Raw genomic sequence first — 22,552 nt, forward strand, 5'->3', positions numbered from 1 at the left:
TGCCCCGGTTACTAGGCCGGGGCATGGAGCAACTTTCCTAGGAGGGAGTAGATGCGACGAGAACGGAGGAGGGCTGTGAGCAGGGCGGTGCAGTGTCTGTTGGGAGGCGCGGCTCGGTGAGCTGCGTGGCCATGCGCGTTTCGCTGTTTCACCCTGCGGGCCTCTTCGCGTCGCGCGGTTCGAAGCTGATAAGCAAGCGCGATCCGGTCGCCTCCGCCAGACGCTCCAGCGTCCGCATCGATGGGTGCGTGCGTCCGCTTTCAAGACGGGCGACGACGGGCTGCGTCGTCCCCATCTTCCGGGCCAGCTCCTCTTGCGTTAGACCGGCGCGGTTCCTCACATCCATCACGGCCGAGGCCAGGACAAACTCTTTCTCAAGCGCCTCGTAAGCCTTCCGGTATTTCGGCTCTTTCATCCACTTCTTGTGTATGTCAGATATGCGTGCCATTGCTACACCTCCATCAGTGAACCGATTTCGCGCGGGACAAGGCCAGATCTATCTCGCGGCGCGGCGTTTTCTCTGTGCTCTTCACGAAGACCCGCACGATTACCACGCGCCGGCCCACGGCCGTCACATACAGCGCCCGCGAAATTCCGCTGCGGCCTTTCAGCCGCACCTCCCACAGCCGACCTTCCACATGCTTGACGTGCGGCTCGCCTACACGCTCCAGACCCTTGTCCTCGATGAGCTTCGCGATACGCGCTAGCCTCGCCCGCATGTCTTCAGGCAAGGCCTCAACCTCCGCGTCAACGGTTTCATTGAGGGTTTCGACCGTCCAGCGCATACCAGAATATACCACAAAAGATATATCTTGGGAAGCCCTGATGTCAGGGTGCGTTCGGCGATCATGGGTGCGTAGTAACTACCCAGGTGTTTAGACTGAAGGTTCTAAATTATCTCGCAAGGCACGAATCGAGCCATTCAAGACCTTTTCGGAGTTTTGTATGATCACGCATGACTTACCCCTAAAAGCCTTCAGCCTATCTACCTGAGTAGTTACGGTGCGTAGAAGAAAGACCGCCGTCAGGCCTACTTCTCTGTCAATCCCGGCTATTGCTACAAACAACTGCTTGATACGCACGTCGTTCTCTCGTGCAGCGGTCGTATGCCCGGTGCGCCGGGCTGCACAGGTGCTTCCGGCCACGACCTGTCCGCGTGCGGACACACATCGGGAGGCGCAGGCGGCCCCGCACTTTCCCCTTGACCGGGGGGGGTGCGTTCTAAGCTGCGCTGTCTTTGTGTGTCCCGGTGACCAGGCCAGGACAGGGCAGCAACCTTTACCATAAGGAGGTAACAATGCGACGACTACGCTGGGGACTGCTGATCGGAGTGCTCGGAGTGACGGTCGTGGTGGCGACCCCGCCACCGTCAGAGGCCGCCCAATGCGCCCCCGACACGGTGCCGTCTGGCAACAGTTGCATCGACCGGTACGAAGCCAGCGTCTGGCAGACCACCAACCCGGGCCTCATTCGCCTGATCAAGTTGGGCCGCGTGACCCTGGCGCGGCTCACTGCAGCCGGCGCGACCCCGCTCGGGCTCGCCGCTGGGGACCTGGTCGCCGCCGGCTGCCCGACCACCGGTAACGGCTGCACAAACGTCTACGCCGTCTCGATCCCCGGGGTGGAGCCAGCCCATGACCTCACCTGGTTCCAGGCGGCCGCCGCAGCCCGCAACGCTGGGAAACGCCTGCCGACCAATGCCGAGTGGCAGGCCGCCGCGCTGGGGACCCCGGATACGGGTGGAGCCGACAACGGCACGACCACGTGCAACACCGACAATCTGGCTCCCGGTGTGACGCCCACCGGCTCCCGGTCGGCGTGCGTCTCCGATGTGGGGGCCTTCGACATGGTGGGGAACCTCTGGGAGTGGGTGGCCGACTGGGTGCCGCTCAGCACGATCTGCGTCACCGGTTTGTTCGGAACGGGTGATGCGAACTGCCTGGCCGGAGCGAGCACCTTGAACGGCCCGGGCGCGCTGATCCGCGGCGGCGACTTCTTCGGCTCGGTTGCCGGCGTCTTCGCGGTGGCTGGCGACAACGCCCCGTCGGGCGCGTTCGGCCGCGTCGGGTTTCGTGCCGCCCGCTAGTCGTCTGTTTTTGATACTTTGATACTTTGCACATTGACGTCCTCGTCGGCGGGCGGCCGGGGTTGGCCGCTCGCCGGTGAGGACCAGGGCCGGCGTCTCGCTATGCCTCCTTCTCCCTTCCCCCCCGTGTGGGGGAAGGTGAGGATGGGGGGTGAATTCAGCGACGGCCCCCCACCTTAATCCTCCCCCGCAAGGGGGGAGGAACGCTGGGTGAGGGGACCGATGGCCGACGACGTCATCCCGATCGTGCAGCGGCCCTACGATTTCGCCGTGGCGCTGTACGGCTACGTGAACCGCTTTCCGCGCATGCACAAGCTGCTCCTCGGGCGAGAACTCATGGGGCTGGCGCTCCGGCTCCTCGTCACGCTGGTGACGGCCAACCGCCGACGCGACAAAGTCCCGGAGTTGGAAGAGGCCAGCGGCGTGGTCGATGCGCTGCGCATCACGCTTCGGTTGAGCATGCGCCTGGGTCTGCTCAGTCACAAAGGATACGAGGCGCTGTCGCGAGACCTGGACGAGATCGGCCGCATGCTCGGGGGCTGGCTCAAGCACAGCGCCGCAGCGGGCGCAGAGACGACCGAGGGTCCGCCAAGGACTCCCGACGATAGGCTGAGGAGGCGTCGGCAGATGGGCGGGCGCCAACGGGGCCTGCCTCCGTCTGTCTGCCAAGGCCCTCGATCTCCCGATGTCCTGTTTCGAATCGCCGCCGGTCAGCGCGCTCGCTGCAAGACCATCCAGATCACCGGCGCCTCCGCTGAGGTCATCCGCGCTAAACTGTCCGGTATCATCGAGCGGCCAAGCCACTGTTCTCCTGCTTCCAGCGAGCACTCTTCATTCTCTATGCATGCCGGCGCGGAGCGTATTGACAAGCCCCTCGGCCTGTTCCAGCGATGTGCGAACGTCCTGTTCCGTTATCCTGGTAGTCGCGATCAATGGATAGCGCTCCACCAGATAGAATGCAGAAATCTTTTGACATAATTCGCGGAAGCCTGCAAGACCGGGATCGAAGGCCATCGCGTCATCTAAGAGGGCCTCCAAGTCGTGGATACGCCGAAGTTGCCAACCCTTGGACAGCAGAAATGCCTTGAGAAACTTTTCCACCCCCTTGCTGAAGGCAAAATCCCGCCATCTCGGGATCGTCGTTTTAAGCATCCGCTCCACCCGTCCCAGGTCTTTCTCCGCGATACGCAGCCAATCGACGGCGTAGGGAGATTCCTCACGCGGCATAGAGGACCTCTCCTTTATTGAAGATTTCCTTGATGAATTGGTCGCCAACAGCCAGCCGCTTTTCGATCTCGTCTGGCGTGAGCACGATAGCCTCCAGCGGCACTGACGGATGAGTCCCTGTGAGAATGCGTTTTACCGCCATCCAGCGATCGATGAAGCGCTCCGGCGTCTCTTTGATGATGAGCAGATCGATGTCGCTGTCCGGTCCTGGGGCGCCATAGGCATACGAGCCAAACAGAATCACCTGCTTGGGAGCGTACTCAGCGACAAGCTTGTTCACAATGATCTGGATGAGTGTCCGTATGTCGTGTGACGTGGTCATCGCATGAACCCGCGTACTCCTAAGGTCGCTTGACAAGCCTGCCCCGTACTTGAAACGGGGGTATTCAGTGTTTCCGGCTAGGATTCCCGCTCCCAGCTTAAGGCATGCGAGGACAAGCGCGGGAATGATATGGTGTCGCCTGACTTGTGCACTCCTGAAAAAGTCGCACCACGCGCGACTAGGGAGAACCTACGCCTGCCGTTTTGGCGTGTCAATCAGATTATCGTGCCCCGGATGGGCGTAGCAGGCGGCCCCCACCCAAGCACAGCGAGAGATTTCGCCATCACTCGATGCTTCCCGTCAATGCGGGCTCCCGGAGGGCGCGTGGTACGCTCAGTGCAATTATGAGCGATTACTTCATTTCGTTCGCAATGGCAACGTTCTCTTGCTGTTCTTGAGCCCTCGCACTTTTCTATTGACCGGGGGGGGGTGCGTTCTAAGCTGCACTCTCTGTGTGTGTCTCGGCTACCAGGCCGGGGCTGGGAGTAACCTTTACTAGGAGGAGGCAGCGATGAGACGAGGACGGAGGAGGGCCGTGAGCGGAGCGGTGCAGTGTCTGTTGGGAGGCGCGGTGCTCGCAATGGGCCTGACGGGGCTGGCGAGCAACATCGAAGCGGCGGATATCAATGCGTGCGTCAACGAGGTGAATGGGTTGGTCCGGATCGTTGCGCCGGGTACCGTGTGCAAGCCTGTCGAAACGGCCATGACTTGGAATAGCACAGGGCCGGCAGGTGCGACAGGTGCGGCAGGACCAGTAGGCGCAGCGGGACCAGCAGGGCCGGCTGGACCTGAGGGCCCGCCGGGTCCGGCCGGCTCGGGCAGCCAGATGGTGCGCGATCTCGCTCGATTTGCGGTGCCGCAGGTAGCTCCTCTCGAGTCGATCACCCTGGCCGACCTGCCCGAGCTCACGGCGATGATCGGCAAGGACGCCACCCTCACGACCGTCGCATCCCGCAACGTGATCCTGCAGTTGTCAGCCAGCACGACCGAGTTCGACTACCGGCGGCTGTTGCTCGCCTGGATCGGGGCCCCGTCCATGGTCGGAGGAGCCCTTTCCTGGCCGATCAGGATCGAGCACTCAGGCACCAACACCGAATACAGTCGCCCGTCCTCCTCTTCGACAGAGATGCTCGAACTGGTCGTCGTCGCCAGCGCGACTGAGTGACGACCAACCCTTAGCCCGGATCCACCGAACGTCTTCGCCTGACAGGTCGATGACGGATACGGGGAGACGATCGACCCCGATCGAGGTCATGGCCAAGCCCTGAGCGGGGCGAACGAGGGTCGGAGGACGGCCAAAGCATATTGCCCATATGGCTGCGAGGCGATACCCCCTTCCACCGCCCATGAATCTACAGGACGACGAACTCCTCTACCCCCTCGATTCAGGATATGGGTAGAGATCATCGTCGTGCTCACGTCGCTAGGACCGGCACCGTGTCTGCACCGTGCGGATGTCGTCTCCATCCTCCCCCAGTGGGTCGCAAAGGCATGGCGGCAGGTGAGAACGGCACTAGCCTGCCCTCGCTTGGTCTGGCTCCCGCTGCCTCAGGAGCCGCCGGAGCAGCTTGCCTGTGCCAGGGCCGCCGGGGTAGGCCGCTCGCCGGTGAGGACGCCCGCCCGGTGGGGGCAGAGATGGCCGACGCGGTCATCCCGATCGTGCAGCGGGCCTACGATTTTGCTGTGGCGCTGTACGGCTACGTGAACCGCTTTCCGCGCATGCACAAGCCGCTCCTCGGGCGAGAACTCATGGGGCTTACGATACTGAATTGAGCGTGTCGCATGCGCTGGATCAGGGAGGGGATGAAAGATACATCCATGAGGGAGCAGAAAGACCCCGCGCTGCGATGAGGTGGTTGACACCTGGGGCCCGTTATGGGTTGACCCACTCCCGGCCGTCGGCCTCGATGAAGCGGTCGGCCTCTTTTGGGCCCCAGTTGCCGGCGGGGTAGTATGCCAGGCCGGTGCGGCCGTCGGCGGCCCAGGCTTCGACCACTGGCGTCACCATCGCCCATGCAGCCTCAACCTCATCACGCCGAATGAACAGCGTCGAATCCCCGAGCATACAGTCCAGCAGTAGCCGCTCGTAGGCCTCCTCGGGATCGACCCCGAAGGCCTCCCGGTAGGAGAAGCCCAATCGGGCCGGCACCAGGCTGATTCGCGGTCCAGGTGGCTTGAGCCCCACCCGCAACGAGATTCCCTCGTCGGGCTGGATTCGAAGGGTGAGTCGGTTTGGCTTCACGATGTCCTGGTTCTTATGGCCCGCATGGGCCGCCTGTTGAAACAAGAGGAGAGGTGGCTGTCGGTATTGGATGGTGACCTCGGTGACCCGCTTCGGGAGCGCCTTACCGGTCCGCAGATAGAACGGCACCCCCGCCCAGCGCCAGTTGTCGATCTCCAGGCGCAGTGCCACGAAGGTCTCCATCGCCGTCTCTGCCGCAACCTCGGGCTCGTCGGCATAGGCCGCGATCTTCTTCCCGCGAAGCTGGCCGCTGATATACTGTGCCCGGACAGTTGTGTCGTTGGCGCGCTCTGCCGGGACGGGACGGATCGCCCGCAAGACCTTGACCTTCTCGTCGCGGACCGCGTCAGGCTCGAAAGTGGCGGGCGGCTCCATGGCCACCAGCGACAGGAGCTGCAGCATGTGGTTTTGCACCATGTCCCGCATGGCGCCCGCGGTATCGTAGTAGCTGCCTCTACCCTCCACGCCCAGGTCCTCCGCAACGAGGAGCTGGACGTGGTCGACATACCGACGGTTCCACAACGGTTCGAAGATGCTGTTGCCGAAGCGGAAGGTGAGGATGTTCTGGACGGTTTCCTTTCCGAGGTAGTGGTCGATGCGGTACACCTGCTGCTCGCGGAAGACCCGATGGATCTCGGCATTCAGGACCAGAGCCGTGGCTAGATCCCGTCCGAATGGTTTTTCGACGATGATCCGGCAACAGCCGTGAGCCTCTGGCGCAGGATCAGTGTCGTGCGGACCGTCCCAGACCTTGCTCACCAGTCCGGAGGCCCCCAGACGAGTCACAACTGCAGCGTAGGCCGCGGGGGGTGTGGCCAGGTAATAGAGCCGATTGCCGCCGGTTCCGTGCTGGCGATCCACGTCAGCGAGGAGGAGCCGGAGCCGCTCGTACCCGGCAGAGTCATCGAATGAGGCCGCGACATAGTAGAGGCTCCGCGCCAGGCGGTCCCACACCTCCGCATTGAGCGGGTGAAGACGAGAAAACTGCTCCACCGCCCCGCGCATCTCATCGCGGAACGCTTCGTGGTCCTTCTCTCGTCTCGCGAACCCGATCACCGCAAACCGGTCAGGGAGCAGGCCGTCGTGCGCCAGCGCGTACAGGGCGGGCAAGAGCTTGCGCCTGGTCAGGTCGCCGGATGCGCCGAAGATGACCAACGCACACCCGTCCGGCACCTGGTAGCGGGAGGGTTGAGCGATCGCCTCGGTCAGGATCTGCGTGAGAGCCATTGAGTTATCCTCCGGTAGGACGTTCGGTATGTCCGCCGAACTGCTGCCGCATCGCCGACAGCAGCTTCTCGGCGAATGTATGCGCCCGTCTGGACCGGAAGCGCGCGTACAGCGACGCCGAGAGCACATCGGCCGGCACTGCCTCTTCAATAGCCGCCATGATCGTCCAGCGTCCCTCACCGGAATCCTGGACGAACCCGGTATAGTTCGATAACGTGGGGTCTTCAGCGAGCGCCATCGCCGTCAGGTCGAGTAACCACGATGAAACGACGCTGCCGCGCCGCCACACTTCCGCAACATCAGCCACGTTGAAGTTGTAACGGTACTCCTCAGGGAGGTCCTGTGAGATCGCATTGCGTAGGATGTCGAAGCCTTCCGCATAGGCTTGCATCAGGCCGTACTCAATGCCGTTGTGAACCATCTTGACGAAATGGCCAGCGCCCGCCGGGCCGCAGTGCAGGTAGCCATCCTCCGCCGTGCCGCCTAACTTCTCGCGGCCTGGGGTACGCGGGATGTCGCCCAATCCCGGTGCGAGCGTCTTGAAGATCGGCTCCAGATGTGCGACCGCGTGCGCTTCCCCGCCGATCATCAGGCAGTAGCCGCGTTCCAACCCCCAGACCCCGCCGCTGGTGCCCACATCCACGTACTGGATATCCCGCTCTTTTAATGCTCTCGCGCGGCGCACATCATCTTTGTAATAGGAATTGCCGCCGTCGATGATGATGTCGTCCGCGTCCATCCGCTGTGAGAGCGCCATGATGGTCTGCTCCGTTGGGTCTCCCGCCGGCACCATCACCCACGCCACCCGCGGCCTGGTGAGGGCGCGCACGAACTCGTCCAGCGACATGGCAGCCGTTGCGCCTTCCTGTGCTAATGCCCCCACGTGGTCGGGATTCACGTCGAACACGACGCACTCATGCCCACCGCGCAGCAGGCGGCGGACTATGTTTGCGCCCATCCTGCCCAGACCGATCATTCCGAGTTGCATCGTGTGTGCTCCTCTCATGAAAAGAAGCGGTCAGCAATCAGCAATCAGCAATCAGCAATCAGCACTGCAAAGCCTGTTGGATTGCAGCGTGCAGTGTTGCCAAGCCGGCCGCCACATCTGGACCCAGATGAACCCGTAACACTCGGCGACTGCGCTCCGCTAAGACCTGGAAGTCGCCGCGCGCCTGGGCGGCCTTGACCACGCCAAAGGTGTATGTGTGGCCCGGCACAGGCAGATCGAGCGGGTCGTCGCAGGTGATCTGTAGAAAGACGCCGGTGTTTGGTCCACCCTTGTAGGCCTGGCCGGTCGAGTGTAGGAAGCGCGGGCCAAAACCCAGGCACGTCGCTACCCGCTTCTTGTCGCGGACTGCGTGACGCAGCATTTGAAGCGCGCTTTCATGAGCTTCGTTCATCTCGATATAGGCCAGGAGGGCGAAGTAATCGCCCGGCCCGAGTCGGTCCATGTGCGCCCTGAGATACCCGACGAGTGACCGATCGGCTCCTGTAGCCTCCTCCAGTGCCGCGGCGTTCGCCTCGTCACTGAACAGTGTAATGCTGCGCTCCTGCAGGATCTGGGTTTCCGACGGGGGTGAACCTGTCCGCTCGTAGGCCGCCGTCAATTGTTGTGTCGCCACCTTGCTTGCTTCCACGTCAGGCTGATTGAAGGGATTGATGCCGATGATCGACCCGGCCACCGCGGTCGCGATCTCCCACCGGAAGAACTCGGCGCCCAGGTCGTAGGGATCGGACACGGCAATCCGGATCACAGGCTGACCGGCCCGTTCGAGGGCGTCCATCGCCGCATCCTGGCACGGAACCGGGGCAGAAACCATTCTAAGGTAGATAAATGCGCGATCGGTACCGTAGGCCTTTGGAGGACCCAGCGACTCACGATCGACGGGGATCAGCCCCCTCCCCGCCTTTCCGGTCGATTCGGCGAGCAGTTGCTCCAGCCATGCGCCGAAATGCCACATACCGGGCGAGGCGATGATGGTGACTTTGTCTCGGCCGGCACGGGCGAGGACGCCCAGGATGGCGCCCAGAACGACGCCGGGGTTCGCCTCGATCGGGACGCACGAGGCGCAGGCGCGCGCCATCTCCTCGGCGCGGTCCAGCAGCTTCGGTGCGTCTACTCCCATAATTGCCGACGGCACCATGCCGAAATCCGATAGGGCTGAGTATCTACCACCGATACTTGAGAGACCGTAGAAGATGTGACGAAAGCGAAGGCGCTCAGCGATCTGCTGCAACGTCGAGCCCGGATCAGTAATAGCGATGAAGCGGCTCCCGGCTTCCTCGGCACCGACGACCTGCCCCACGCGCTCAAAAAAATACTGTGTGAAGATGTTCGGCTCCAGGGTGGTGCCCGACTTGCTCGACACGATAAAGATCGTGTTGGCCAAGTCCACTCGCGCTTCAAAGGCCCTGACCTGAGCAGGGTCGGTCGAGTCCAGTACGTGAAGTGTAGGGTAGCCGTCCTGCCTACCGAACGTCCTGGCTACTACCTCGGGGCAGAGGCTGGAACCCCCCATCCCCAGTAGCAGCGCATGCGAGAACCCCGCTGACCTCACCTCTTCAGCGATGGCCCGAAGGTGGATCCCGCTCGCCTGCTGGTCCTCGGTGATCCCCAACCAGCCCAGCCACCCCCCTTCGTCCGTTCCCGTCCAGAGGGTCGCATCGCGCGCCCATAATCTGCGGACCTTGCCCGTGACCTGCCACTCGTGAAGCGATGCCTCGACAGCGGCGGCGAGATCGGCGGGTAGCGCGTAGGTCTGGCGGTTGACCATGACGCTCACGACTGCTTGCCACCGCTTGCCACCGCCCGCAGCAGCTTGTCGAATGCCTCGGCGAACAACTGTACGCCGTCGTCCAGCAGCCTGTCGGTGACCTCCGACATCGAGATGCCCACCTGCTCTAGGATCTGCATGGTGTTGTGCGCTCCATCGACATCCTCTTCAAGACTAAAACGTGGGCGTCCGTGATCCCGGAATGCCTCTACGGTCGATGCCGGTATTGTATTTACCGTGTCATGGCCGATCAGTTCCTCCACGTAGATCACGTCGCGGAAGTTCGGGTTCTTCGTGCTGGTGCTGGCCCACAACACGCGCTGGGTGTGCGCGCCTGTCTTGGCGAGCGCCTTCCAGCGCTGACTATCGAAGATCTCCTTGTACCGCTGATAGGTCAATTTGCCGTTCGCGATGGCTACCTTGCCCAGCAGGCCTTGGAACATTGTCTGCTCTCGTGCATCTGCGGCCGCCTTCAGCTTGGCCGTAAGGGCTGCGTCGATGGCCGAGTCGATCCGGCTGATGAAGAAGCTGGCAACGCTCGAGACTCGGCTCGCGTCTCCGCCCCTGACTACGAGCGCTTCGAGCCCCGCAATGTAGGCAAGGGCGACCTGCTCGTAGACCTGTTGGGAGAAGAGCAGGGTGACGTTGACGTTGATCCCTTCGCTGATGAGCGCCGTGATGGCAGGGATACCTTCAGGTGTGCCAGGGACCTTGATCATCACGTTTGGGCGTCCAACCATCCGCCACAGTCTTCGTGCCTCATCCATCGTGGCCTGCGTATCGTGGGCAAGGTAGGGCGAGACCTCCAGGCTCACGAAGCCATCCCGCCGCATCGTCTGCTCATAGACAGGGAGCAGCACATCGGCGGCGTCCTGAATGTCCCTGATCGCCAACTGCTCGTAGCGCGACTTGGCGTCCAGATCCCTTTGCTGATCGAGGCGCGTAAGGGCCTCGGCGTAGTCGGTGCTCCCGGTGATCGCCTTCTCGAAGATGGCGGGGTTTGAGGTGACGCCCGTCACCCCATCCTCATCTACGAATCGTTGCAGTTCGCCACCGGTGATGAGGCCTCGCCGGATATAGTCCAACCAAACCGATTGTCCGCACTCACGCAACGCTCGCAAGGGGTTCATCGCCTGCTCCTTCACCGGAAAGCTCATCACTTAGCGCTGGTCGTTGAAGGCATCATTCAGTAGCCAGCTATCAGCGCTCCGTGATGAGTGACCGGCTGAGATTGTAACATTTATGATGCCCGTGGCCGTTGAGGCCAATTGTGATCTCCAGCTCTAGAAAAAGGAAGCGAAATTTTCATTTCCCCTTGACATCCCCATGGGGTCAACTTAGCATAGGGCAGACGTCGTGGGGTCCTCTTGCGCGGAGTGAGATTTAGGCTGAGGGGCGGCGAGGCGCCATCCAAGCAGTTCAATGGCACGCTGGGGGAGTGCGTCCGGCCCTTCAGGGCGAGGTGGATCCTGAGGGGCCGTGCTATTTCACGGCAGCCCACGGTGCCTCGGAGCAATATAGGCCAAAGGAGTAATTCATGAAGGCAACCCCCGGGGAACTTTCCCCTTGGTGGCGGTACTCGCTCGTTATTACGATAATCTTTGGATTGACTGTCTTAGTTTGGCTGACGGTGCGTACCTATCATTTTGCGCCGCCCATTCCAGACAAGGTTACTGGCCCGGGCGGCGTGACCGTCATGACAGCTAAAGACATCAGAGACGGACAGGAAGTGTTCTTGAGGTATGGCCTGATGCAAAACGGTTCCGTCTGGGGACACGGGGCGTATCTGGGGCCGGATTTTTCGGCGGAGTATTTGCACGCGTTGGCGGTGGCAGCGGGACCGGCGTTGAAGCAGAATCACTACGACCAACAGACCGGGATATTGACGTTCACGGAAGTCGAGGCGGCCACGTTCGAGAAGCAGGTGGAAAGGTGGACGGCGTACTTCGCTGAGCCGACGGGCAATGCCGGGTTACCGGCCAAGTACATCACTGACCCGGTGGAGTTACGGCACCTTACCGCCTTCTTCGCGTGGACGGCATGGGCGTCCGTCGCCAATCGGCCCGGCAAGCTCTACTCGTACACGAACAACTTTCCGTACGAACCGCTGGCCGGGAATACGCTTACCGCTGATGCGGTTCTGTGGAGCGCGCTTAGTTTAATCGCACTGTTGGGGGGGATTGCGGGGGCGCTGGTCGCATTCGGCAAGTTTGATTTTCTCGGTTGGAAGGGCCGGAGTGGGCACGTACATCCCATGATGTTGCCGGGCGTAGCCACGGAAAGCCAGCGGGCGACGATCAAGTTCTTTGCGGTAGTGGCGGTGTTGTTTTTCGCGCAGGTGATGGTCGGCGCCGTGGTCGCGCATTACCGGGCTGATCCCGGCAAGTTCTACGGCATAGACCTGTCACAAGTCGCGCCGAGCCACATCATGCGGACCTGGCATTTGCAGTTGGCGATCTTCTGGATTGTAACAGCGTACATTGCGGGTGGGCTATTCCTGGCCTCGGGGCTGGGCGGCAGCGAGCCGCGCTGGCAGGTTCGGGGCATTAATCTGTTGTTTGTCGCTCTGCTGCTGGTCGTGATTGGTAGTTTGGTGGGCGAGTGGATGGGGGTGAAACAACTACTCGGCCCGCTATGGTTCTGGCTAGGGCATCAAGGCTGGGAGTATTTGGATTTGGGGCGGGCGTGGCAGATTATGCTGGTTGTCGGGCTGGTGCTGTGGCTGGTGCTGTTGGTGCGCGCCATGGCGCCGGCGCGGCAGAACCCGAAACAGCGCCAAATCGCATTGCTCTTTCTCTATGCCGCCGCCGCTATCCCACTCTTCTACCTGCCGTCGATGTTTTTTGGCAGTACAACCAATTTGGCGGTCGTGGACAGCTGGCGGTTCTGGATCGTCCACCTCTGGGTAGAAGGATTTCTAGAGTTATTCGTGACAGTGATGGTGGCGCTCATCTTCTTCCAGTTGGGCGTCATGTCGCACACGAACGTAGAGCGAGTTATCTATCTCGATGCGATTCTGTACCTCGGGAGCGGCATCATCGGCACCGGACACCATTGGTACTGGACGGGTCAGACGACCATGACCATGGCTCTGTCGGCCGTCTTCTCGGCCATGGAGGTTGTGCCGCTGACGTTACTGACACTGGACGCGTGGGACTTCATCAAGCTGACCGAGAGTGAGTGTGGTGCGTGTGAACTGCCGGTGTCGTTGCCGCATAAGTGGACGGTCCACTTCTTAATGGCGGTTGGCTTCTGGAATTTTGTCGGCGCAGGTGTGTTTGGTTTCCTCATCAACCTGCCGGTCATCAGTTTCTACGAGGTTGGCACGATTCTGACAACGAACCACGGGCATACGGCGATGATGGGGGTATTCGGGATGCTGGCGTTCGCGCTTATGGTGAGTGCGTTCCGGCAGGTGCTGGACAACCAGCAGTGGCAGCGCGTGGAGAAGCTCGTGCGCGTGTCGTTCTGGGGACTGAATATCGGCCTGGCGCTGATGGTGGTGCTGAGTCTCTTGCCCGGGGGTATCTGGCAACTGTGGGACGTATTGACCAACGGCTACTGGCACGCACGCGGCGCGGAGTTTATGAACCAACCGTTCGTGCGCCGCCTCGAATGGCTGCGCCTTCCGGGGGATGCGGTGTTCATAGCGCTAGGCGCCGCTCCCATGGCGCTGGCGGCGGTTATGACGTACAGATTCACGCAAGCGAACAGGGGGCGTCGTCATGAAGCGGATCATGTCCACAGTCATCTTGCTTGAAACCGGCGCGACGTTAACCTCGGAGAAGTATTACGGCAAAAGAAACTCTGAACTGGAAACCGAGAACATCGGAGACGCAGACCGCCAAGTACTGGACACGGCGATCAGTGACTTCGAGACCATTTCACTCAAAGGAGAAGCGGCAATGAATTTCCTGCGAAAAATATTCAGTTCGAAACCAATGGCAGCGCTGGAGGATAATGACGAGGCCGAAGAGGCAACGGGAGACGGTCCCGCGCGAAGGAAAGTGAAGGGTGTGCTGATCCTTACTCGTCGACCCCTGGGTGACCAACACAGATTGATGGAACAAATCATTGACCTCCAGCGCTCTCAAGGTCACGATATTGCTTGGGACTTGATCTCAAGGACAGCGGTGACTCAAGGAGACTTTGATGATAAAGCATTTCTTGAGGCAACGATTCTAAAACAATTCGTGAAGCTTGGCAGTGATGACATCATGGGTAGGACAGAAGTGATTCCATGTCAAGATTCGCTTGGTAACTCTGGCGTATATTGCATCATCTTCAGTCGTCGCCCATAGTGTGAAGTTTTACCACGCCTGGCTCTCATATCGCGGGGCGCGGGCTAACCCGTAATGGTTGAGACGACCGATAGAGACGGCCACCTTGAAGCCATCGTTGGCACTGGACTTCAGTGTGGCCTCGGTGGCGCTTGCGGTAGCCCTATTCTCCCCTCTGCCACTGCTCTACCCAACCCCTGGTATCGTGTTTCGTAAATTCATCAACGTTCCGTTCGTGGTGAGCCTGTCGAACCCTGAACGTAACACGTTGAAAAAGCTCGCCCTTCTACAAGCTCATGGTTAATGGCCCATGTAACCGTATTTATTAAATGCTCCAGTAGATGACAGCTGTGGGAAGGTCTCTCTGCTGAAGTGCCAGGTCTCTCCTGAGGGGCCGTAGGTCCAAAAGCATACCCCATTTGTTCCTCACTGCAGATCGCCATGGTGCGCCTGCCTCCATTTCGAAAATAGTTGACACGCTAACCCGGATACCATAGGTTTGCATCGTAAGAGCATTTTTTGCGCGAAGACTTCAATCAGCGATCAAGGAACGATCCATTCGGCATTCGACTCGATAGACGCAACAGACGCTTTCTCAAGAAGTGTAGCGGCGTGGAGGGGAAGAGGTGATTAAGAGGATGGGCGAGCGGATGCTCCGAGCCGCCAAGCTGGATGGAAGTCTCTATGATGAAATAAAGACTGATCGGCACGCCCCGCTACAGGCCGCGATGGTAGTGATCCTATCATCCGCAGCCGCCGGGATCGGTGTGGGCGTTCATAGCGGGCTAGGCGGCTTCTTTTTTGTGACTATGCAGGCGATGGTGCAGTGGTATGCCTGGGCGTTCTTCACCTACCTGGTTGGCACGCGATTGCTCCAGGAGCCACAGACCAAAATGGACTGTGGTGCGATGATACGGATCATCAGTTTTGCCAGCGCTCCGGGAGTAGTGAGGCTGTTGGGCGGCATCCCTTACCTGGGCGGCTTCGTCTCTGGACTGGCATCGGTATGGATGCTGGGAGCCACGGTCATTGCGGTGAGAAAGACCCTCAACTACACGACAACTTCGAGGGCGGCGGGAGCGTGCGTGATTGGATGGGTCGCGCAGTACCTTTTTATGGGCATCTTAGAGAATCTGAGAGATTCGACTCCAGGGGCCTGAACACACGCGATCAGCCTTCAACCGTAGGTCGGGTTAGCGCAGCGTAACCCGACAACTCGGCCAGGGCGACGGTGGGTATCAGAAGCTGATAGCTTATCGCTGAAAACGGAAAGCTTATCTCATGGCACAGCTACACATCCTCGTCACAGGATCAACCGGGTTCGTGGGCTCGGCGCTGGTTCCGTTTCTCGCGGCCGGTGGACATCGTGTCACGCGCCTGGTTCGCGCCACCCCTGAGCACGGGATTGCAGAGGTTCAGTGGGACCCAGAGGCGGGAGTGATGGATATCGCCCGCCTCGAAGGGCTGGATGCGGTGGTCCACCTCGCGGGAGAAAACATTGCGACTGGAAGGTGGACGGCCGAGAAGAAGGCGAAGATCCGCGACAGCCGGGTGGGCGGCACCAGGTTACTCTGCGATTCGCTCGCCGGGCTGAAGCAGCCGCCCAAGGTGATGGTGTGCGCGTCTGCTATTGGCTACTACGGCGATCGCGGCGATGAACTCCTCACTGAGGAGAGTGCCCCGGGAACGGGCTTTCTCGCCGGGGTCTGCTGCGAATGGGAGGCCGAGGCCAAGCCGGCCGTCCAAAAGGGGATCCGCGTCGTTCATCCCCGCTTCGGAATGGTACTGAGTGGAGCAGGTGGGGCGCTGGCGAAGCTGCTCCCGCCGTTCAGAATGGGTCTTGGAGGGGTGCTGGGGACGGGGCGCCAATATATAAGCTGGATCGCCTTGGATGACCTCCTGGGTGTGATTGCACACGCGCTTGCGACTGAGGCGCTCCAGGGTCCGGTCAATGCGGTGACGCCTAATCCGGTGACCAATCAGGAATTTACGCAGACGTTGGGGCGGCTTCTCAGCCGAGTTACCCTGTTTTCGATGCCCGCCGTCGCAGCGCGTCTCGCCTTTGGCGAAATAGCTGACGAAGTACTGTTGGCCAGTCAGCGCGTCCAGCCCACCCGGCTCCTGGCAACAGGGTATCGCTTCTGCTACCCTGATCTCGAAGGCGCACTTCGGCACTCGCTTGGGGAGTAGCGCAGCATCCCAGAGGTCTCTTTCCTTTGATTGTCATTCCGGGCTTGACAAGCCTGCCCCGTACTTGATACGGGGGAATCCAGGTTCAGTGCGATCATCATCAGAAGCTGAGTGCTGACAGCTTCTTGAGCTGGAACATGGCAAACATTCTCATAGCCGGCTGTGGTTATATCGGAACAGCGTTAGGCTCTCTGCTCGCGGCGGAAGGGCATACCGTCTGGGGACTGCGTCGCCGACCCGCCATACTTCCGCCGGACATTCGCCAATGTGCGGCCGACCTGACCTCGCCTGGCACGCTTTGCGCGCTGCCGCCGGCCCTTGATTATATCTTCTACACCGCTGCGCCAGATACGCATGACGATGTGGCCTACCGGGCAGTCTATGTGGAAGGGCTCAACAACCTACTCGATGCTCTTATTCGGCAACGGCAGCATCCCCGGCGTCTCTTTCTCACCTCGAGTACCGGAGTCTACGCGCAAACATCTGGAGAGTGGGTAGATGAGACCGCACCAGCCGAGCCAACTGAGTTTGCCGGGATTCTCCTCCGCGAAGGTGAACGCCTCCTACTTGATGGTCCTTTCCCGGCCACCGTCCTACGACTGGGCGGCCTCTACGGTCCAGATCGCGCGGGCCTGATCGAGAAGGTGCGTCGAGGCGAGGTCGTTGGGGGTGGCGAGTCGCCCGTCTATTTCAACCGTATCCACAGGGATGACGCTGCCGGGGCCCTGCGCCATCTGATGATGTTGCAGCAGCCGGACTCCCTCTACCTTGGAGTCGATGACGAGCCAACCGAACTGATCGTTGTCCTTCGCTGGTTGGCAGGGGCGCTTGGCGTGCCGCCGCCCTGGCAGGCCGAATCTTCCCCCCTGCGGATGCCTCGCCACGGAAGCAACAAGCGTTGCCGCAACGTTAGACTCACCGCCTCCGGCTACGCGTTCCGCTATCCGACCTTCCGCGAGGGATATGCGGCCCTGCTCACAGAGCAGGCAGGGGCCTGTTAGTCAGCATCTCTGCAAAACTCTCTCATCAACATAGAATTGGCTCTTCCTGTTTTTCCATCTGATCTATCTGATCTATTTGGTCTGTGACCAGAAAGACGAAATGACCAGATAGACCCAACCTCCCGCTTATGCCTTTACGACCTTGTCCAGGGGGATGCCCTTGAAGGCGTTCCGCGTATCTACGATCAAAGGGGCGTGCTGACGGATCAGGTCGAGGTCAAACGCCGAGTGATTCGTCACAAGGATTACCGCATCCTGCGCCTGAAGGGTCTCTGCTGTTAGTGGTAGAGCGGTCAGGTCAAGGTCGGGATAGTGACGGTGGCCATGGCATCGGGGGACGTGAGGATCCGAGTAATTCACCCGGGCTCCCTGTTGCCGTAGCAGCGTCAGGATCTCGAGTGCCGGGCTTTCCCGCTGATCGTCGATGTCCTTCTTGTACGCTACACCCAGAACCAGGAGGCTGGAGCCGTGCAGCGACTTGCCTCTTCTGTTCAGCGCCTCGACGACTTTTCCCACCACCCAGGCCGGCATGGCATGGTTGATTTCGCCGGCGACCTCAATGAAGTGAGTGGACAGGCCGTACTCGCGGGCTTTCCATGTGAGATAGAAGGGGTCGATAGGAATGCAGTGGCCCCCTAACCCTGGTCCCGGATAGAAAGCCTGAAAGCCAAAGGGCTTGGTGGCAGCAGCGTCGATGACCTCCCAGATGTTAATTCCCATGCGGTCCGAGAGTATCTTGAGCTCATTCACCAGCGCGATGTTCACCGCTCGGTAGATATTCTCCAGGAGCTTGGTCATTTCGGCCTCCCTGGGAGAGGTGACCCGCACTACGGTGGCCACAATCGTTCCGTAGAGCGTTTCGCCTAATTCCCCACAGGCATCCGACACCCCTCCGAGGACCTTGGGGATAGTAGCCAAGCCGAAGTGTGTATTCCCTGGATCTTCCCGCTCTGGTGAGAAGACGAGAAAGAAGTCTCGCCCTACCTGAAGGCCCGTTGCCTCAAAGCGGGGCTGAAGGATTTCCTCAGTGGTGCCGGGGTAGGTGGTACTCTCCAGGCAGATGAGCTGGCCGGCTCGCAGGGTGCCGGCAATGGCGTCGGCGGTCTGTACGACGTACTGGAGGTCGGGGTTTCGATGGCGCGTCAGTGGTGTGGGAACACAGATGAGAATGGCATCGGCCTCTCTGAGGCGGGCGAAGTCGGTGGTAGCTTCGAACCGGCCTGACCTAACCAGGGAGGCTACCCGATCTGCCGGGAGATGCTGGATGTAGCTCTCTCCGGCGTTGATATGCTTCACTTTGTCAGGGTCGACGTCAAAGCCCAGGACGCGAAAACCCACCTCCCCGAAGCGCAACACTGCCGGCAGCCCGACATACCCCAAGCCAATGACGCCGACCGTATAGTCTCGGCGTCCGATACGTTCTTTCAGATGCGGGATGAGCGATGTCATCGTGTGTCCTTTCTTCTCATAAGGCGAGGGCCCTCGGTGGCGCCATAGAGGCCAACCGGCTGTGGTGAGGTTTCACGAGTTGTTTTCCGCAGGCAGCACAACGAATCATAACGACCAGAGCAGCAGTGCGACGATGAGACTCGCAATTACGATCGCGACGATGGGCGCGACTCTTGTCAATCTCGATTGAGCGCTACTCTCCGAGGCAGAACGGGTAGTGCGATCTAGTGTAAGAAAATCCGTGGCCCCCGCTGTCCTGGGCCCGCTTCTCATCCGTACTTTTCGTCTGGCATTATACTCTCGTCGCTTCTCCGGATCCTTGAGGACTGCGTACGCCTCGTTGAGACTCCAGCTCTGCTCGGTGATCCACCCCGTTGGGTCCTCGTACTTGTCAGGGTGATAGATGCGCATCTTTTCGATCCATTTCTCATGAATTGTATCGGCGGAGGCGTCCCGGTCCACATCGAGGATCGCGTAGTAATCCGCACTGGAAGCGAGGTGCATCGATGCGAGCAGTGCTTCGGCCTTCTGGACCAGGTGGCGGACATCGAGATGCTGGAGTTCTGCCGCATCGCGGAGTTCGGCGTAGCAGGGGGATCTTAGGCCCTTCCGAATGTCCAGGAGGATGCTGGTCAGCTCTCGCCGATCAGGACACAAGGCGGAAAGGTCGGGAAGGGGCTTCGGCTGGGCCAGCCTGGTGATGATTTCCTTAACCCTGATCTCAGTTATACCGCTCACGCTGCTTACAAATGCTCTGACTGACCATTGGAGCCTCGTCCTGAGGCCGTGACGCGGGCCGCGTTGAGGGTGACGGAAAGCACTGTGACCGTGACGATGGCATTCGCTGGGATGTGTAGGTTGAAATCGGTTAGGCTGTGAATAAGCATCGCAAACACGGCGGTCATACCGGCTAACGCCATGTACTCTGCAAGAGGATCGTGTCGCCTCAACCACCTGGCGGTCACCTCTCGATACCACACGACTATGAACCACACAGCAAGACCAAAGGCCACGACGCCCCCCTCAGCCAGCAGTTGCAGGTAGTCATTGTGGGCGTACTGGAAGATCATCTGGGCAGTGGAGGTCTTGTACGCCGGGAACACCTCCTCAAAGGTGTTGAAGCCCGAGCCAAAGCGCACGTAATCGTTCGACATCCGCAAGGTATCCCGCCACAGGATCGCTCGTTCTTCTGTGGATGGCTCCTGAAATGTCTTCTCGAGCCGTTCCAGTGACAGGAATGCACTATTCCCACCAATCCAGACCGCGGCGATCAGGACGAGGCCACAGCAGGCCAGGGCCAATCGTACCACCCGTGAACGCGCAGTTCGCTTCATGACCGCCATGATGATGAAAAAGACCATGGAGCCCGAGAAACTTATGAGGCCGCCGCGCGAGCCGGTCAGCAGGAGTGCTGCGCCCATAAAGATCGCAGCGAAAAGTAGGAGTATCGACTTGCTGGTGTGTTGGGACGTCCACAGGAGGAGCCGTTCCCTGATAGACAGTCGATCGGTACGCAAGGGCGACTGAGCCAGGATATAGCCGATGGTCAGGGGGATGGCGATCTCCATGTAGCCGGCGAAGTGATTGCGGTTGACATAGGGACCGAAGGGCTCGCCGCCTTGCGCGGTCTCGCGGATCCAATAGATCTTGCCATTCGACGAATACTTTTGAATGATCGCGAACACCGCCAGGAAAAACCCAACACCGATGATGGTCACGACAACCCTCTCGATCTGCTTTCGCTCTCGCAAGTAGTTGAGCAAGATCCAGAACAGTATGGCGTAAGTCAGTAGCCTCAGAAGCTCTTCACGAGTGGCGCCCGGATTAAGCGAGATCGTCCGCCACCCCACCTGGATGTTGAGGGCAGATGCGGCATCACTGTAGACCGAGTACGCTGCAGGCGAGAGCATTTTGATCGTGTTCAGGGGCAACGGAAGCATCTGGAAGAGTATCAGCGCCAGGAAGGAGAGGATCAGGAGGGTGAACGGTGTCCGCTCGAATTGTATCTGTCCATCACGGATCATTTGAGCGACCCAGACGGTCCCCATAACGAGCACCAGCAGTTCAGCAAGCGCGATCGACCAGACCTCAACGGTGCCAAAGGCAAGCGGTGTGAACAGGAGGAGAATCGTCAGCGCCCACAGGAGAAGGCGGTCGGACCACATCACCGGGTGGGTATCACCCTGTTGATACATGCATCGCCCATTCGCGGTTGGCTTGATACCATCGCACCAGCGCGCCGACGCCATCCTGGAATGTCGAGTGCGGTTGCCAATCCAGTAATCGCCTGGCTTTGCTGATGTCAGCCCAAGTCGCCGATACGTCGGCTGGATGACGGGCGGTGTTGACGATGACCGCCTTCTTCCCAATTAATGCTTCAATGAGCCGAATCGCATCCATCAGGACAACGGGCGCGTCGGAACCCAGGTTGATGACCTCATATCCCAGCGGCTTGAGGCCGGCGATCGTACCTCTGGCGATATCGTCCACGAAGGTGAAGTCGCGGGATTGTTGGCCGTCGCCATACACCAGTACCTGGTGCTCTTCGCTGATCCACTGCACGAAGCGAAAGAGGCTCATATCAGGTCGCCCGGAGGGACCGTAGACGGTAAAGTACCGAAAAACCGTCACGTCGATCCCGTACAAGTAATGATAGGTATAGCAGAGTGTTTCGGCGGCCTTTTTGGAGGCGGCGTAGGGCGAAAGGGGGGCGTCGGTATTTGCGTCTTCCCGGTAGGGCAATTGGTTGTTTTGGCCGTACAGGCTGGAGGTGGAGGAGAGGATAAATTTGTTGATGCCGAGTGTCCGGCAGAGGTCCAACAGATTGAGCGTCCCGGTGACGTTGGTGTCGTAGTACACCCAGGGGTCTTCAACGGATTGGCGTACGCCGGCGCGAGCAGCCAGGTTGATAACGGCGACTGGACCGCGACCATGGGGTCCACATGCTGCCTCAAAGGGCGCGCTCAGAGCCGCCCGGTCGCTGATGTCGAGCTGGTGGAACTGAAAGCTGGGATGGTGGAGGATCTGATCGAGGCGCCGCTGCTTGAGCCGGACGTCATAGGCGTCGTTGAGGTTGTCGATCCCGACGACGAGGTGGCCGGCATGGAGGAGCAACTCGGCGACCTTGCAGCCGATGAAGCCCGCACAACCTGTCAGCACAACGGTCCTTGGTTCCAAAGCTCGCTCCTTGGCGCGCTATAGTCCAGCTCGGGATGATGCTCTGGGAGCCGCCTTCGGTGCCATTGCGCAATCTGAGCGATCGATTTCGGTGTGCAAAGATGTCAAGGGAGGTCAACCGCGAAATAGTGAGTACATAAATGGTGCCGAAGGGGGGACTCGAACCCCCACGGGTATAACCCCACCGCCCCCTCAAGACGGCGTGTCTACCAGTTCCACCACTTCGGCCCGGTGTATAATGGCAACTGCGGCCGTTATCTGTCAATGAAAATGTAAGCGGAAGGGTAACCATTCAGTTAGGGGTGGAAAATCTCCCCTAACCCCTCTTTTCCAAAGAGGGGGACTAACCGTTTCCCCCTTTGAAAAGGGGGATTAAGGGGGATTTTATAAAAATACCACATTTTATTTAATGATTTGCGCCCTCTCACTGAATGGTTACGCGGAAGGAGTCAGGGTCCGAGTGCGGGGGCGGGATTCAAGACCTGGAACTTTGCCTTGAATCCTCCCGCCTCTCTCGGTATAGTCATCGGTGTCCAATGAACCGCGTAAGAGGCCTGAGAACAGTTCGGGAAGGGAT

At 60.1% G+C, this 22,552-nt stretch carries 18 protein-coding genes, 1 tRNA gene and 2 pseudogenes; 9 read left to right on the plus strand and 12 right to left on the minus strand.

The window, feature by feature from the left end; translation table 11 throughout:
* Positions 1–148: 148 nt before the first annotated feature.
* The gene (locus CLG94_RS04905) at positions 149–448 is read right to left on the minus strand and encodes a helix-turn-helix domain-containing protein (RefSeq protein WP_107561741.1); all 300 of its coding nucleotides are present in this window, start codon (positions 446–448) and stop codon (positions 149–151) included.
* 13 nt (positions 449–461) lie between these two features.
* Positions 462–785, minus strand: a complete 324-nt coding sequence (locus CLG94_RS04910) for a type II toxin-antitoxin system RelE/ParE family toxin (RefSeq protein ID WP_107561742.1) — start codon at positions 783–785, stop codon at positions 462–464.
* Positions 786–1,297: 512 nt separating this feature from the next.
* On the opposite strand from CLG94_RS04910, the gene CLG94_RS04915 reads away from it, so the two are divergent.
* Complete coding sequence (locus tag CLG94_RS04915; RefSeq protein WP_107561743.1) at positions 1,298–2,086, plus strand: SUMF1/EgtB/PvdO family nonheme iron enzyme; 789 nt, start codon at positions 1,298–1,300, stop codon at positions 2,084–2,086.
* Positions 2,087–2,308: 222 nt separating this feature from the next.
* The gene (gene avd / locus CLG94_RS04920) at positions 2,309–3,064 is read left to right on the plus strand and encodes a diversity-generating retroelement protein Avd (RefSeq protein ID WP_107561744.1); all 756 of its coding nucleotides are present in this window, start codon (positions 2,309–2,311) and stop codon (positions 3,062–3,064) included.
* Here avd and CLG94_RS13975 read toward each other — a convergent pair.
* Both CLG94_RS13975 and CLG94_RS04930 read right to left on the minus strand, forming a co-directional pair.
* Positions 3,002–3,313, minus strand: a pseudogene (locus CLG94_RS13975) (HEPN domain-containing protein); the annotation flags it as partial. The gene avd and the pseudogene CLG94_RS13975 overlap by 63 nt on opposite strands.
* Entirely contained in the window at positions 3,303–3,635 is a 333-nt protein-coding gene (locus CLG94_RS04930) for a nucleotidyltransferase domain-containing protein (RefSeq protein WP_107561746.1), read from the minus strand. The pseudogene CLG94_RS13975 and the gene CLG94_RS04930, both read right to left, overlap by 11 nt.
* Before the next feature lie 511 nt (positions 3,636–4,146).
* Between CLG94_RS04930 and CLG94_RS13410 the strand changes: the two genes are divergently transcribed.
* Positions 4,147–4,800, plus strand: coding sequence for a hypothetical protein (locus CLG94_RS13410; RefSeq protein ID WP_193450633.1), 654 nt, complete (start codon positions 4,147–4,149; stop codon positions 4,798–4,800).
* 326 nt (positions 4,801–5,126) lie between these two features.
* Complete coding sequence (locus tag CLG94_RS12990) at positions 5,127–5,408, plus strand: four helix bundle protein (protein ID WP_133174643.1); 282 nt, start codon at positions 5,127–5,129, stop codon at positions 5,406–5,408.
* Between the two features lie 100 nt (positions 5,409–5,508).
* Here CLG94_RS12990 and zwf read toward each other — a convergent pair whose 3' ends face one another.
* From zwf to CLG94_RS04955, 3 genes and pseudogenes are all read right to left on the minus strand, one after another.
* Complete coding sequence (zwf, locus tag CLG94_RS04945; protein ID WP_107561748.1) at positions 5,509–7,104, minus strand: glucose-6-phosphate dehydrogenase; 1,596 nt, start codon at positions 7,102–7,104, stop codon at positions 5,509–5,511.
* Positions 7,105–7,108: 4 nt separating this feature from the next.
* Complete coding sequence (gene gnd / locus CLG94_RS04950; protein WP_107561749.1) at positions 7,109–8,092, minus strand: phosphogluconate dehydrogenase (NAD(+)-dependent, decarboxylating); 984 nt, start codon at positions 8,090–8,092, stop codon at positions 7,109–7,111.
* Positions 8,093–8,150: 58 nt separating this feature from the next.
* Positions 8,151–11,008 (minus strand): annotated as a pseudogene (locus tag CLG94_RS04955) (bifunctional transaldolase/phosoglucose isomerase).
* 407 nt (positions 11,009–11,415) lie between these two features.
* Here CLG94_RS04955 and CLG94_RS04960 point away from each other — a divergent pair.
* The 5 genes from CLG94_RS04960 to CLG94_RS04980 all read left to right on the plus strand — a co-directional run bounded on the left by CLG94_RS04960 (position 11,416) and on the right by CLG94_RS04980 (position 17,349).
* Entirely contained in the window at positions 11,416–13,638 is a 2,223-nt protein-coding gene (locus CLG94_RS04960) for a nitric-oxide reductase large subunit (RefSeq protein ID WP_107561750.1), read from the plus strand.
* Positions 13,604–14,179 carry a hypothetical protein gene (locus CLG94_RS04965; protein WP_107561751.1) on the plus strand — a complete coding sequence of 192 codons (576 nt, stop codon included), beginning with the start codon at positions 13,604–13,606 and terminating at the stop codon, positions 14,177–14,179. The genes CLG94_RS04960 and CLG94_RS04965 overlap by 35 nt, the downstream gene beginning before the upstream one ends.
* 605 nt (positions 14,180–14,784) lie before the next feature.
* Positions 14,785–15,318 (plus strand): hypothetical protein, encoded by a 534-nt coding sequence (locus tag CLG94_RS04970; protein ID WP_239993129.1) that lies wholly within the window; start codon positions 14,785–14,787, stop codon positions 15,316–15,318.
* Between the two features lie 121 nt (positions 15,319–15,439).
* The gene (locus CLG94_RS04975; protein ID WP_107561752.1) at positions 15,440–16,348 is read left to right on the plus strand and encodes a TIGR01777 family oxidoreductase; all 909 of its coding nucleotides are present in this window, start codon (positions 15,440–15,442) and stop codon (positions 16,346–16,348) included.
* Between the two features lie 137 nt (positions 16,349–16,485).
* Complete coding sequence (locus CLG94_RS04980) at positions 16,486–17,349, plus strand: SDR family oxidoreductase (RefSeq protein WP_107561753.1); 864 nt, start codon at positions 16,486–16,488, stop codon at positions 17,347–17,349.
* A 126-nt stretch (positions 17,350–17,475) separates the two neighbouring features.
* On the opposite strand, the gene CLG94_RS04985 is transcribed toward CLG94_RS04980, so the two are convergent.
* The 5 genes from CLG94_RS04985 to CLG94_RS05005 form a co-directional block, all read right to left on the minus strand.
* The gene (locus CLG94_RS04985) at positions 17,476–18,798 is read right to left on the minus strand and encodes a nucleotide sugar dehydrogenase (protein WP_107561754.1); all 1,323 of its coding nucleotides are present in this window, start codon (positions 18,796–18,798) and stop codon (positions 17,476–17,478) included.
* Between the two features lie 105 nt (positions 18,799–18,903).
* Entirely contained in the window at positions 18,904–19,536 is a 633-nt protein-coding gene (locus CLG94_RS04990) for a J domain-containing protein (RefSeq protein WP_107561755.1), read from the minus strand.
* 5 nt (positions 19,537–19,541) lie between these two features.
* On the minus strand, positions 19,542–20,993 hold the full coding sequence (locus CLG94_RS04995) for an O-antigen ligase family protein (RefSeq protein WP_161954028.1): 1,452 nt from the start codon (positions 20,991–20,993) through the stop codon (positions 19,542–19,544).
* Complete coding sequence (locus tag CLG94_RS05000; protein WP_107561757.1) at positions 20,977–21,975, minus strand: GDP-mannose 4,6-dehydratase; 999 nt, start codon at positions 21,973–21,975, stop codon at positions 20,977–20,979. The genes CLG94_RS04995 and CLG94_RS05000 overlap by 17 nt, the downstream gene beginning before the upstream one ends.
* Before the next feature lie 141 nt (positions 21,976–22,116).
* A tRNA-Leu gene (locus CLG94_RS05005) sits at positions 22,117–22,203 on the minus strand.
* Positions 22,204–22,552 lie beyond the last annotated feature (349 nt).

Source organism: Candidatus Methylomirabilis limnetica, from assembly GCF_003044035.1.
GTDB lineage: Bacteria > Methylomirabilota > Methylomirabilia > Methylomirabilales > Methylomirabilaceae > Methylomirabilis > Methylomirabilis limnetica.

Coding starts and splice junctions, on each gene's coding strand:
- gnd (WP_107561749.1), bottom strand. CDS start 8,092: ATGCAACTCGGAATGATCGGTCTGGGCAGGATGGGCGCAAACATAGTC.
- avd (WP_107561744.1), top strand. CDS start 2,309: ATGGCCGACGACGTCATCCCGATCGTGCAGCGGCCCTACGATTTCGCC.
- CLG94_RS04985 (WP_107561754.1), bottom strand. CDS start 18,798: ATGACATCGCTCATCCCGCATCTGAAAGAACGTATCGGACGCCGAGAC.
- CLG94_RS04980 (WP_107561753.1), top strand. CDS start 16,486: ATGGCAAACATTCTCATAGCCGGCTGTGGTTATATCGGAACAGCGTTA.
- CLG94_RS04915 (WP_107561743.1), top strand. CDS start 1,298: ATGCGACGACTACGCTGGGGACTGCTGATCGGAGTGCTCGGAGTGACG.
- CLG94_RS12990 (WP_133174643.1), top strand. CDS start 5,127: ATGGCGGCAGGTGAGAACGGCACTAGCCTGCCCTCGCTTGGTCTGGCT.
- CLG94_RS04995 (WP_161954028.1), bottom strand. CDS start 20,993: ATGTATCAACAGGGTGATACCCACCCGGTGATGTGGTCCGACCGCCTT.
- CLG94_RS04965 (WP_107561751.1), top strand. CDS start 13,604: ATGAAGCGGATCATGTCCACAGTCATCTTGCTTGAAACCGGCGCGACG.
- CLG94_RS04905 (WP_107561741.1), bottom strand. CDS start 448: ATGGCACGCATATCTGACATACACAAGAAGTGGATGAAAGAGCCGAAA.
- CLG94_RS04930 (WP_107561746.1), bottom strand. CDS start 3,635: ATGACCACGTCACACGACATACGGACACTCATCCAGATCATTGTGAAC.
- CLG94_RS04910 (WP_107561742.1), bottom strand. CDS start 785: ATGCGCTGGACGGTCGAAACCCTCAATGAAACCGTTGACGCGGAGGTT.
- CLG94_RS04960 (WP_107561750.1), top strand. CDS start 11,416: ATGAAGGCAACCCCCGGGGAACTTTCCCCTTGGTGGCGGTACTCGCTC.
- CLG94_RS13410 (WP_193450633.1), top strand. CDS start 4,147: ATGAGACGAGGACGGAGGAGGGCCGTGAGCGGAGCGGTGCAGTGTCTG.
- zwf (WP_107561748.1), bottom strand. CDS start 7,104: ATGGCTCTCACGCAGATCCTGACCGAGGCGATCGCTCAACCCTCCCGC.
- CLG94_RS04975 (WP_107561752.1), top strand. CDS start 15,440: ATGGCACAGCTACACATCCTCGTCACAGGATCAACCGGGTTCGTGGGC.